Origin of the sequence: Comamonas testosteroni (genome assembly GCF_014076415.1) — a bacterium.
Taxonomy (GTDB): domain Bacteria; phylum Pseudomonadota; class Gammaproteobacteria; order Burkholderiales; family Burkholderiaceae_C; genus Comamonas; species Comamonas testosteroni_F.
Genome location: NZ_CP043568.1, coordinates 4,679,062 through 4,691,255, shown reverse-complemented (window position 1 = coordinate 4,691,255; position 12,194 = coordinate 4,679,062). Strand labels below are relative to the sequence as shown.

Genomic DNA, 12,194 nt, shown 5'->3' with positions numbered 1-12,194 from the left:
CATGTACAAATGGAACGTAGTGCTGGCGGCTCTTGCTCTGGCTGGATGCGCGACAACGCAATCCAGTGACGAGACCTGGGGAGTGTCTCTCGATATTCCTCATGCCTGGACGCAGGAGCAGGGGGCGGAAAACGAACAAGTCAGCGCCGGGTGGTGGCACGGCTTTGGCAGCCCGGAGCTCAGCGCACTGGTTGAGCAAGCCCGTACTCAAAGTCTGGATGTGGCGGCTGCCGTCGCGAGAGTGCAGCAGGCGGATGCCCGGGCATCTTATGCTCGTGCGGTCCTGGTGCCGGATTTGAATGCAGATTTCGGAGCCACAAGGTCTGCAGCGATGGACAGTCATACGGAAAGAGACGCCAGCACTTGGCGAGTGGGCCTGTCGAGTAGCTACGAGCTGGACTTCTGGGGGCGTCAGCGTGCTTTGCGAGATGCCGCAGAGTCCAACAGGCAGGCCAGCGTGTTTGACCGTGAGACCGTGAGACTGACGGTCACTGCCTCAGTCGCCCAGGCATGGCTTCAGTGTGTGGGCTTGCGCGAGCGCGCCTCGATTGCCCAGCTCAACCTGGAGATTTCCGAGCGGCTCTTGAAGCTGGTCGAGTCCAGAGCCCGTTATGGGGCAGCGACCTCCGTGGAGCTGGCTCAGCAGCGTGGTCAGGTTGCTGCTCAGCAGCGTGTTGTGGCTTTGCTCCGAAAACAGATTGCAGATGCACACGCGGTGCTGGCACTGCTGTCGGGGCAATGGACTACGGATCTTGTGAGCGAGACCAGTCTTTCGAATCTGGCGATTCCAGGCGTTCGCCAGGGTACGCCTGCGGATCTGATAACACGCAGGCCGGATGTGGCGAAAGCGGAGGCTCAACTGCTCGCGGCGGATGCGAATCTTGCCGCTGCCAGAGCAGCCATGCTGCCCCGCGTGACGCTGACTGCGGGCCTGAGCTCCGAGAGCGAAAAGCTCAGCAGGCTGTTGCAGAGTCCCCTGTCGTCTCTGGCAGCGGGAATTCTGGCTCCGATCTTTGATGCAGGGCGACTTGCTTCGAACCGGGACCTGGCTGCAGCGCAAAAGCAGGAGCTTGTGATCGGCTACCGCAAGGCCATTCTGCAAGCCTTCAATGATGTTCAAACTGCATTGAATGCGGTGGACGGCGCGGAAAGACAGGCGGTGGTTCAGGCGCAGGAAGTGGCTCAGGCCCAGAGGGCTCTATCACTGGCGGAAAGCCGATACAAGGCCGGGGCGGACAATCTGCAGACCTTGCTGGATGTGCAGCGTGTGGCCTATCAGAGCCGGGATCTGGCCGTTCAGATCCGTCAGGAGCGTCTGCAGGCGAGCATCGCTCTATACCGGGCCCTGGGAGGCGGCTGGAGGCGATTGCCGGAAGGGCCCGAGAGTTGAGGGGCCTGAGCGTAATGCAACGGTTGAGGGCAGCAGGACTGCGACCGACCGTCGCCAGAATTGGCGTGCTTCAAGTCCTGCTGAGTTCTGCTCCCCACGCTCTCAGCAGAGATGAGATATATCGCCAGCTATACCTTCGGGGGACTCCTGTCAGTGTGGGAACCGTCATGCAGGTAGTAGCACAGCTAAGCAGGCTGGGTGTTGTGCATCACAACGGCAGACAGGGGCGTGAGTCTGGCTATCTGCTTCAAAGTTGAGTGGCTCAGCAACAAGACTTCCAGCTGCGGGGGGCGGCATTCGCAGTCATTCCGCGATCAAAGGGCCTTGTTGCATAAATCGGCTGAGGCATGCATGCGAGATCCCGCGACTTGGCAGCCCATGAGCAAGCCGCTGCGGGCGAAGTAACGCACGACGAACTGGACCGAGTACAACGCTGCCCTCAGATGCCGGGGCTCGCTGATGGTATGGCTTGATGCGGACCTTCAATGGCAGGCTCCATCGAGTGGCAGGAGCGGACGGCCGGCTGTGTTCAGCGAGGCGGCGATCCAGTTCTGCCTGACGCTCAGGCGCATGTTCGGTCTAGCGCTGCGACAAACGACAGGCCTTGCTGAGAGTCTCTTGCGGCTCGCCAGGCTTGATTGGGCTGTACCCGACTACACCACCTTGTGTCGGCGCCAGAAGACCTTGAGCGTGACCATCCCCGCACGTCCCAACAAGACGGGCCTGCACCTGCTGATCGATAGTACCGGCGTGAAGATGCTGGGCGAAGGGGAGTGGAAGACCAAGAAGCATGGCGCTGACTATCGGCGACAGCGGCGCAAGGTTCACCTAGGTATTGATGCACAAACGCTAGAGATCCGCACCATCGAAATCACGGACAACGCCATTGGCGATGCGCCCATGCTGCCGGAACTACTGGCCCGGATGCCACCTGACGAGCCCGTGTGCTAGGTAAGTGCTGATGGAGCCTATGACACCAAACTTGCCACGAGGCTGGCAAGCCGCAGCGATCATCCCGACTCGCCGCAATGCGAAGCCGTGGACCGATGCCAGAGCGGGAGCACAGGCCCGCAACGAGATCCTGAGAACGACGCGCAAGCTCGGGCGCACGATCTGGAAGAAATGGAGCGGTTACCAGCGCCGCAGCCTGGTGGAAGCCAAGATGGGCTGCTTCAAGCGGATGGATGAGTTGTAGAAGTTCAGACTTGATCTGACAGTGTGCCTTGCCAACAGGTGAGGTTTCCCGTTTTGATAAGGGTACGAATCTTTATCAATCCGGGCGCGCAAGCGCCCAACGGAGAAACCTCATGAATAGTTTCAACCAAACCATCATCCGGCACAAGGTCGGCCTGCTCAACCTGGCCAGCGAGCTGGGCAACATCTCCAAGGCGTGCAAAGTCATGGGCGTCTCCCGTGACACTTTCTACCGCTATCAGCATGCCCACGAAGAAGGCGGCGTCGAGGCCCTGATCCAGACTTCAAGGCGCAAGCCCAATCTCAAGAACCGGGTTGATGACGCCATCGAAGCGACCGTTATTACCTATGCCCTGGAGCAGCCAGCGCATGGACAGTTGCGTGCCAGCAATGAATTACGCCAGCGGGGCATCTTTGTGTCGCCATCCGGTGTACGCTCCATCTGGATGCGCCATCAACTGGCCAGCTTCAAACAGCGTCTGTCAAACCTGGAGGCCGAGGTCGCCAAGACTGGCGCTGTGCTCACCGAAGCCCAGGTGGCAGCCTTGGAGAAAAAGCGTGAAGATGAGCTGGCCTGCGGAGAAATCGAAACCGCCCATCCCGGTTATCTGGGTAGCCAGGACACCTTCTATGTGGGCTCGATCAAGGGAGTCGGGCGCATCTACCAGCAGACCTTTGTGGACACCTATTCCAAATGGGCCGCTGCCAAGCTCTACACCACAAAAACGCCGATCACAGGTGCTGATCTGCTCAATGACCGGGTGCTGCCGTTCCTGGCCGAGCAAGGCATGGGGCTGTTGCGAATCTTGACCGACAGGGGCACGGAGTATTGCGGCAAGGCCGAAACGCATGACTACCAACTGTACCTAGCCGTCAATGACATTGAACACACCAAGACCAAGGTGCGTCACCCGCAGACTAATGGCATCTGCGAGCGATTCCACAAGACCATCCTGCAGGAGTTCTACCAGGTGACGTTCAGGCGCAAGATCTACCGGTCCATCGACGAGCTGCAAACGGATCTGGACGACTGGATCAATTACTACAACAGCCAGCGCACGCATCAGGGCAAGATGTGCTGCGGCAGGACGCCGATGCAAACGCTGATGGATGCAAAGGAGGTGTGGGACGACAAGGTAAAAGAGCTGAATTAATCTGACAGCCGTACCGTCCGAAACGGGAGCAACTGTCAGATCAGATCGGAACTTCTACAGATGAGTGGGTGATGGCCCGAGACTTCGATCGGCAGGTCACGGAGCTACAGGTCCGTGCATCCATCCTCAACAGGTTTACCTGCCTGGGAACGCCTGAGGCTGTGCGCGTGGCATAACTGCGTCTGGGGTAAGGGGAGGCTCACCCTTATGCAGGTTTATGCAACAGCGCCGCTGCTGATACTCAACTTCAGCTTCGATGCAGTCGCAGGGCAGGCTCAAGCGACACATGCTGTCGTTATCGACACCTAAAGTTTGAACTCCCTTCAGCTTTTTGTATTGGAAGAGCCTCCATGCCAGCTAGCGATACTGTGATAAGAGACCTCTACGCACGATTAAAAGGATTTCAGGTACGTGAGTGCGAACTGGATCTTCACTTGTCCCAAGAAATATCAACAGCACTTGCGCACTTCGGCCCCAGGATCCTGGCACTTGATGGCGCAGATCCTCTGGATGGGGATTTCATCGCTTTGTACTACCAGTTAGCACTGCGTCGCATCGGGCAGTTCAAGCAAAGAATTTCAGAACGTACTTCCTATTTGAATAGCTCCAAGGCTGTGCAAGACACGTTGCGCCTAATGGGTGTGCGTACGGCATTGCAATGCGATTTGGGTGGTGCGCTCAGCCCTAATAACGCTTGCAAAAAAGAGGCGTTGGCGCACCAGATCAGTATGGCATTGCTTCATTTGATGGTTTGCAGCAACTCGCTGCAGCATAAGCTGACTGAGCTAGTTAGCGCCCTAGAGGCATGGATGAATGCCAAAGCTGTGAGTGCTGAACAGGTAGTGAGCCACAACCAACTTGATTCACACAAGCCAGCTTGGCGTATTGAAATTCTGGGTGCGACACAACCTGTCTCAAAAGCCACCTATAGTTACATTCATTGAATTACTTCCCAGCTCTTGAATGTCTGCTTCAACCTCGGCTAGCTCAGCCTCAGCATCAAAAGGCGAAAAACTGGCACAGCGCTTGTCTCAAATTCTTGCGCGCCTGCACCAAGGTGATGCGGTTGACAAGCACCAACTTGCACAAGATTTTCAAGTGGATGTGCGTACCATTGAACGCGACCTTGGCGAGCGCCTGTGCGGGATCGTTGAGCGAAGTGCCAATGGTCAGTGGCAACTGACGCACACTGCGCGAAGCAGTATCCCAGCCAAGCACCTGCATGGCTATGCACGTATGTCTGGGACGGAGTACTTGTTCCCGGATAACAGCTTGCGCTATCTGTTGGAACAACTTCATACCCCTGAACAGCAGCGCACAACGCATGTGCAGGCTATCGCACATGAAGACTTGCGTCCGCGTACCCAAGAGTTTGTGCAACTACAAACTGCCATCGAGCAAAAACATCCATGCAGTTTTAGTTACAAGGGCAAACAGCGCAACGTTCAACCGTACAAGCTCATTCACAAAAACGGTGTGTGGTACCTGGCTGCGGAAGAAGGTGCAAAGCTGAAAAATTTCAGTATTGGCTTGATCGAAAACTTACTGGTAGACCAACGCAGTTTCTTTGTACAAAAGAGCAACCACAAGGAATATATCGACGCCAAGGACGACGTTTGGTTTACTGAAGAGACCACGGAAGTCCTGTTGCGTGTGGCCCCAGAGGCAGCGTATTACTTTATTCGTCGCCCGTTGCTGCCTCAACAGCAGCAACGGCAAGATCGTGACGGTTCGTTGCTAGTTACCACGCATATCAATCACATCGACCAGCTGCTACCTGTGGTGCGGTATTGGTTGCCACATGTGCGGATTGTTCAGCCTGCGGAATGGCACGAGAACCTGTTGTCGAGCTTACGACATGCACTATTTCACTGGGAGTCTAGTGCGTCTCAGTCTTTAAAAACAAACCCATATCAAGACTGAAAACTGGTTTCAAAAACCTCAGTAAGCAGCATCATATGAAGGAGGCAGGATGAATAACGAAAATTCCAATAAAAAGAAGACCGTGGAGATTCAACACAGTAGCCAAATAGAAATGGAGCGAGTAGGAGTGAGCATGGCTGGCAGCGAGACAGTTTCTCGTTTTGGCAGTGCAAACGCTGAGTTCGTTAAAGGCTACACAGGGATGGACAACGAAACCGGCCAAAAGATGGCCAAGGGGTTGTCTGAGGTCTCTAAGCATAAGCTCAACAGCGATCCCGCTGAAGCAGCGAAGAACATCAAGCAACAAGCGGGTTTTTCTGCAGAAATCGCCTCGACCAGCCGTGACAATGCAAAGGCCATCATCGAGCGATCAGAGCAACGTACTTGGCGTAGTGACGATCTGCCGGAATATGGCCGAAATCACAATGTAGTAGATCGTGTGCAAGTGTTGAATGGCGAGATTGTTGAAGGCAGCCAGTCACAGATGAAATTTGTGGGTGATCGCAATCAACTCTTTGAGCGTATCGCTAAGGAGGATGGAAAATTTGCACGTTACCGAGGCGTAAAGCTGGAGTTGCCATCAGAGCAATTCGAGGGTGCGGGAGAGTACTGCCAGAAACAGGCTAGCGAGTTGCGTGAGCAAGCACTTAAAGTTGAAAGTGCTGGAAAGCCTCAGGTGGCTGCAGAATTAAGAGCAAAAGCCGACAACTATGAGCAGCTTGCAGAGAACGTCCGCGATAGTGGGCTCACGACTGACGAAGCGATTTTTTATCGTGAGTACCCCGAACTGGCTACAGCACTAGATATCGCACGCACCAGCCATGGCGCAGGGGTTGAAGCAGCCAAATATGGAGCAGCAGTTGGTGCATGCATTTCAACACTGCGCAACATTTTTGAATGTGCTCAAGGTAAGAAGGATATAAAAGATGTGATGGTGTCCGTTGCCTCCGACACAGGCAAGGCAGCTACGCTAGGTTACGCCACTGGATTTGCTGGATCAGCCATTAAGGGAACACTGCAACAGTCCAGCAGTGGCACATTACGAGCGCTTTCAGCCACAAACGCTCCAGCACTTGCGGTGAGCATCTGCCTTTCCTTGGGAAGCTCAGTTAAACGCTACGTGACAGGCGAAATCACGGAGGCTGACCTGCTTATAGAAGTGGGTGAAAAAGGCTCAGGAATGCTCTCAGGGGGCATGATGGCTGCCCTAGGACAAATAGCCATACCTATTCCAGTTGTAGGTGCCGCTATTGGCGGAATGATTGGCTACGCAATGTCGTCGCTTTTTTATCAGAGCGCACTAGATGCAGCGCGTGGAGCAGAGCTTTCCGCACAAATGCTCAAACGCACGCAAGCGATTGAGAAAGCGGCTCGCGATCGTCTTGCATCAGAGCAAGCACAGCTTGATGCTTTTTTGGCAAAAGAGCTGCCTGAGCTACATAGCCGTACGCAAGCACTAGGCATGTTGCTTATTTCAAATACAAACGTCAGCGCAGACGAGATGTCCGCAGCTATCAATGATTTTTCTGAGTTGCTGGGGCAGAAGTTGCAATTTCAGAATATGCAAGAGTTTGAAGATTTCATGCTGAGCTCGGACACGCTAAAGCTTTAAATTTATACCTGATTTTTTCAAAGGATAGAAATGTTTGCACAATCGCTTCCCAATACAAAAAAGCGGGAATTGTTAAAAATAATCCGTTTACTCCAAACTTTTGAGGCTCCACTGTTATGGGATGGAAAGACGGAAGAGGAAATTACGGGAAATACCGATCTCAGCGACATCTCGTTTAAAATATCCGATTCTCTAAAAGAAATGTGGGTAAATGCAGTAGGTATTTATGGAGATGATCAAGATTGGAATGAAAAAGACTCCACCGGAGTCATCGAAAAATTGCTTGATGAGATCTGTGGACTTCGTATTACACGTCAGAATGACAACGAAGAGCGACTTAAAGTCGCAACGGCTATTTTGCAAAAGATAATTAGTCATGAACTTGATAAGATTGCTCCTGGTAGGCTTTCTCCTCAAGGAGCTTGGCCATTTCCTACTTCAAACGGTGGCATCACTGAAGAAATATCATCAGAGCCAATAAATAGCTCACGCGCAGAAGAAAAAAAATCGCGAATCGTCCTTTTTGAAGCAATGCGACTCAGCGGAGTTTTGACAGACTCAAAGCGAAATTTACTGCAAGTCGCCAGCGTGGCGTATGGTATCGACGGTGAGTCCTTCAACGAATTGCTGGCTCAAGCACTAGCTCTTCATAAGGAAATTAAACGCTCCGTCAATCTAGTTCTTGAATAAACACTAAGGAGGAATCAACATGCCAGTACCTATAATTCTTGGCGCGGTCGCCGCTGGAACAGCTCTCTATGGGGCGTATAAAGGTGTCAGTGGTGCCATTGATCAAAGCAACGCGAGCGACATCAATAAAGAGGCCAGCACTACTGTCGATAAGGCCAATCGTGAGGTCGACGTTCAGCGCCAATCGACCTCCGAGACTTTGGAAGAGTATGGCAAGCGCAAGCTGCGCGCATTCGATGGTGTCATCGAGGATTTTCTGGTTACGTTCGGACGCCTTAAAAACGTTGAACTAGTTGATTCCCCAGAACTAGAGAAGCTGAAAATGGAGGACTTCTCTAACAAGACTTTAAGTGGTTTGCGCGGCGACTATCAAGCTTTGAAAGACGCTGGCCTGGGTCTAGGTGCAGGAGTTTCAGGAGGTGCTGCACTCGCATTTGGTGCATACAACGGTACCATGATGTTGGCTACTGCCAGCACTGGAACAGCAATTTCGACGCTGGGTGGTGCAGCAGCAACCAATGCCACATTAGCATGGCTTGGCGGAGGCGCGATTGCAACTGGTGGGGGCGGAATGGCTCTAGGAACGATGGTTCTGGGCGGTATTGTTGCAGGCCCAGCATTAGCAATTTTTGGTCATATCATGGGCAACAAGGGAGAAGAAGCGCTGAACACAGCGCGAAGCAACCTGGAACAAGCCAAGACGATCCAGGAGGAAGCTAAGCTCGTGGTGACCTCTCTGAAAGCCATCCAAGAAGTGGCGTTGCTGGCAGACACCACTTTCAGCAAGGTCAACCGCGAGCTCCGTCGCGCTGTGCAATCTCTTGAAGACGTGATTGACACCTATGGTGAAGACTTCAAGGCATTCGCCAAAGAATCCCGTGAAGTGGTTTTCAAAACCGTAAAGTATGCCCAGCTGATCAAGGCGATGATTGATACTCCTATTTTGGATACTGATGGAAAACTCGTGCTGTCCACACAAAAGCGAGTGAATGAAATCGCAGAAGCGATCAACGTCTGACGATTGCCGCTTCAGCAAGCGGTTGATAGTTTTATATCTTTCTCCGCTTGCTTCAACTCATACACCTCCGTGATCCAGAAATTTCCATGTACTGAGTGCGGCAGATGCTGCCAAAATGTTCAATTATCCGATGAAACTCTTTTTTTAGACCGTGGTGATGGGACATGCAGGTATTTTGAGGAGTCCACAAAGCACTGCTCTATTTACCTGGAGCGTCCAGACGTCTGTCGGATTGATGTTCAATTTAAAAAGCGCTTCGTACGAATTTACTCATGGGACGAGTATGTGTATAGAAACTTGCAAGTGTGCAAGGTTCTGGCAAGTCAATAATTGATGGTTAAGTTCTTATATGTCAATATAAATATATATCAATGGTCGAAATAAGCTTCTACAGGTATGTGCTAGTACCAACGGATCACATTAGTTGGAATAGGCATAGAAAATTTGGAAGGCTGTTTTAGCCTAGAACTTTTATTTTGCATGCTTGTAAAATTTAAATATCCATGCATATATATCAAATATATTTGATATGCAAAATATTGGCACTGTTTAAAATGATTATGTGCTTGTGTTGCACAGCGCAATCGGCCGCTCGATCATTGATCAGCTGCTTCTCTCGCTCGACGTCCTAAGCTTCCCCCCGTTTTGTACACCTGATTTGAGCAGGTAGTTTGCTCGCGCATGCGTTTTGAACGCTTGTGCGGCGTAGCCATGCCTGTCAATTTGAGGTCGTGAGCCTTGGGGGAAGTGTTGGGCAGCACAGGGCACTTCTTTCCCACTTTTCCCTTTTGGAGTTTTCTATGACTGATACAAGTCAGGCCGCCGCATGCCCGAACGATCCCTCTCCTGGTTCTCAACACAAGGCTGTTGGTAGGCCCTTGTTTGCTTTGGGGCAGGTACTGGCCACACCTGGGGCATTGGAACTTCTGGAAACCCATCAACTGACAGCACTACCGTTTGTGCTGCGCCATGTTTCGGGTGATTGGGGCGATATCTGTGCCGAAGACAGGCAAAGCAATGCTGACGCTTTGCAGTACGGCTACAGGCTGATGTCGGTGTATGTGCTTTCCAAGGCAGAACGCTTGTGGATCATTACGGAGGCTGACCGTAGTAGCACCACGCTGTTGTTGCCCGAGGAGTACTGATGCTGGGGCGGCACTTTGTGGTGCACTCGCAGCTGAGTGTGGGCCGCTCAGGTGCAATGGCCTATCAAAACAAGCTGCTGCTGCGCCAGGGCGAGAACGACATGGCTTGCGGGCACCATTGCGTGCTGATGGCTTTGATGCTGTTGGGCCAGGTGTCACGCGATGCGCTGTATGAAAGCGACCTTGATGCTCGCCTGATGGAAGTGAGCGCCATGGGCCAAGCTTTGTACTTTAGCGGCTGTAGCAGCGCTGCCATCAGAGAACAGTTTGCGCCGTTTTCTGAGCAACTGCAGTGCCGCCAGCTGCGTCGCAATGTTGAGGCCCGCACGGTGGCTGCATTGGAATCTGACCATGTGTGCCTGGTGCGCTTCACTTCCCCCAGCTACAGCCATTGGGTGCTGGCAGTGGGTGTGATGTATGCCGATGGCAAGCCACATTCCTTGCTTGTGCTTGACCCTTTGATGGACGGTGTGCCGCTCACTCCCTGGAATGCCTTGCTGGAGCATTGGGGCAGCAAGAAGCTGCGCAACACCAATGCCCGCTGGTCAGAAAAAGCCACCTTGGACAAGGTGGTGCAAGTCGGTTTGCGCAGCCGCCGTGGCACGGCCATCGCGCTGGCTTGAGTTTCAGTTTCTCGCTCTCTTTCTTCTGATTTCCCTTTGTGCACGTTGTATGCCTGGTGCTTGGCTTTTGAAGCTGCGCTCAGGTGCCGTTGCGGCGTGCCTGTTTTGAAAGTTTGACCATGCACCCTTATCACTTGAGGTGGTACCGCTACCGGCGTTTGTTGGCTGCGGTGATGATGCTGCCTGCACTGGATGCCTCCAGGCCTGTTCCGCATGAATTGAGTGGGCAGTGGCCGTGCTGCTCCAATGGCTGTGCCGAAGCTGGCCGCTATGTGCATGCTTTAAAGCCCAGCATGGAGCCGCAATCGGCCATGGTGCTGGAATTGGCCGATGCGGCTTTGCAGGCGGTTGAGCCGATCAGTCAGCGCACCGCTGCATGGCAATCCTTTGCACGGTGTGCGGTGCCGCAATTGGGTTTGGGCAGCTTGGCACGGTTGGAGGTGCTGCTGCAACAATATGGGCCTGAGGAAGATGCTGAGTTGGCCCTGTTGCTGTGGCAAGGTGAAATCGCCTCCCCGGCATTTGTCATCAAGGCTGTGCAGCGTTTGCGTAGTCTTGTCGCGTTCTTGCAAGGCCAGGGCATTACCAATGCCGCCAGTTGGCTGCAGTGGCGGGATACGGCAGATGCGCAAGCTGTCCTGCAAGGCACACAACATCTGCCGACAGGCACGATCAACGCTTTGCTGTGGCACTTGGACAGCGGGCGCTGCGATGTGCCCTGGGTGCTGATGTTTGCAAGGCGAGTGTTGGGCCAGGCCCCTGCGCATGGGCACATCATGCTGGCGGTTCAGGAAATGGCCGAGGCCATGGACCTCAGTGCCAAGACTCTGGCAAGGCGCATCGCGTGGCATGAGCGGCTGTTCCAAGCTTTGGGCGATGTGCCTGAGCTTCGGCTGGTATGGTGGCGATGTGCGAAGCGCACTTTGCAGTCTCAATTAACCAACGCCACCTTGGCCAAACTGCAGGTGCAGGGCATGACAGAACCTGTGCCGCTTTCATTGGCCATGCACCTGCGGCAAGGACAGCCCATGCTGATGATTCAGCTGCCTCGTGCGTTTGGTGCTGCACCGGCGTGGCCCAACTTGACCATGGTGCAACTGCGGCAAGAAGGCTGGAGATCAGGACTGAGGCTGCGTTTGCTGCTGCAAGGTGAAGGTGTACTACCAGCTCATATGCAACTGGACATTGCTAAACGCTGGAAAGCGGAGCAGTTACAGCCGCCAGTTTTTGAGCGCATCAGTGCCATCCAATGGGAAGTCAGTTGCTGCTGGTGTGACGGGCTATGGAAGCCCTCAAGTCTTGACCAGGTTGAGGTGATGGCTTGGGCCACGGATACAGCGCTGCAGGTGATGGAATATGTGCAGTTGTTGAAAGGCATGCTCACCGAGTTTCAGGCAAGAAAAAAGGTTCATCGAGGAATTCCGTGGAGATGAGCCCGTTCGTTT

General features: G+C 53.5%; 12 protein-coding genes and 2 pseudogenes. All 14 read left to right on the top strand.

The genetic code is table 11. From position 1 onward, the window contains the following. The first annotated feature begins 1 nt into the window (after position 1). Positions 2 to 1,390, top strand: coding sequence for an efflux transporter outer membrane subunit (locus F0P97_RS21625; protein ID WP_182284115.1), 1,389 nt, complete (start codon positions 2 to 4; stop codon positions 1,388 to 1,390). Positions 1,391 to 1,404: 14 nt separating this feature from the next. After that, positions 1,405 to 1,647: a transcriptional repressor gene (locus F0P97_RS28095; RefSeq protein WP_420093893.1), complete on the top strand. Its 243-nt coding sequence runs from the start codon at positions 1,405 to 1,407 to the stop codon at positions 1,645 to 1,647. Between the two features lie 121 nt (positions 1,648 to 1,768). Next, positions 1,769 to 2,579: pseudogene (locus tag F0P97_RS27735) on the top strand (IS5 family transposase); the annotation flags it as partial. A 118-nt stretch (positions 2,580 to 2,697) separates the two neighbouring features. Further along, on the top strand, positions 2,698 to 3,738 hold the full coding sequence (locus F0P97_RS21610; protein WP_182284111.1) for an IS481 family transposase: 1,041 nt from the start codon (positions 2,698 to 2,700) through the stop codon (positions 3,736 to 3,738). Between the two features lie 62 nt (positions 3,739 to 3,800). After that, positions 3,801 to 3,914 (top strand): annotated as a pseudogene (locus F0P97_RS21605) (IS5/IS1182 family transposase); the annotation flags it as partial. Positions 3,915 to 4,088: 174 nt separating this feature from the next. Next, positions 4,089 to 4,682: a hypothetical protein gene (locus tag F0P97_RS21600; protein ID WP_182284109.1), complete on the top strand. Its 594-nt coding sequence runs from the start codon at positions 4,089 to 4,091 to the stop codon at positions 4,680 to 4,682. Positions 4,683 to 4,701: 19 nt separating this feature from the next. Beyond that, positions 4,702 to 5,661, top strand: a complete 960-nt coding sequence (locus F0P97_RS21595; protein ID WP_182284107.1) for a helix-turn-helix transcriptional regulator — start codon at positions 4,702 to 4,704, stop codon at positions 5,659 to 5,661. 49 nt (positions 5,662 to 5,710) lie between these two features. Further along, positions 5,711 to 7,273 (top strand): hypothetical protein, encoded by a 1,563-nt coding sequence (locus F0P97_RS21590; RefSeq protein WP_182284105.1) that lies wholly within the window; start codon positions 5,711 to 5,713, stop codon positions 7,271 to 7,273. 30 nt (positions 7,274 to 7,303) lie between these two features. Further along, complete coding sequence (locus F0P97_RS21585) at positions 7,304 to 7,963, top strand: hypothetical protein (RefSeq protein WP_182284103.1); 660 nt, start codon at positions 7,304 to 7,306, stop codon at positions 7,961 to 7,963. 19 nt (positions 7,964 to 7,982) lie between these two features. After that, on the top strand, positions 7,983 to 8,981 hold the full coding sequence (locus tag F0P97_RS21580) for a hypothetical protein (RefSeq protein WP_182284101.1): 999 nt from the start codon (positions 7,983 to 7,985) through the stop codon (positions 8,979 to 8,981). A gap of 69 nt (positions 8,982 to 9,050) precedes the next feature. Further along, on the top strand, positions 9,051 to 9,311 hold the full coding sequence (locus F0P97_RS27860) for a YkgJ family cysteine cluster protein (RefSeq protein ID WP_269780057.1): 261 nt from the start codon (positions 9,051 to 9,053) through the stop codon (positions 9,309 to 9,311). 470 nt (positions 9,312 to 9,781) lie between these two features. Continuing rightward, complete coding sequence (locus F0P97_RS21570) at positions 9,782 to 10,126, top strand: type I restriction endonuclease subunit M (RefSeq protein WP_182284099.1); 345 nt, start codon at positions 9,782 to 9,784, stop codon at positions 10,124 to 10,126. Positions 10,127 to 10,182: 56 nt separating this feature from the next. Then, entirely contained in the window at positions 10,183 to 10,749 is a 567-nt protein-coding gene (locus F0P97_RS21565; RefSeq protein ID WP_232538010.1) for a hypothetical protein, read from the top strand. 119 nt (positions 10,750 to 10,868) lie between these two features. After that, positions 10,869 to 12,182, top strand: coding sequence for a hypothetical protein (locus tag F0P97_RS21560; RefSeq protein ID WP_232538009.1), 1,314 nt, complete (start codon positions 10,869 to 10,871; stop codon positions 12,180 to 12,182). Positions 12,183 to 12,194 lie beyond the last annotated feature (12 nt).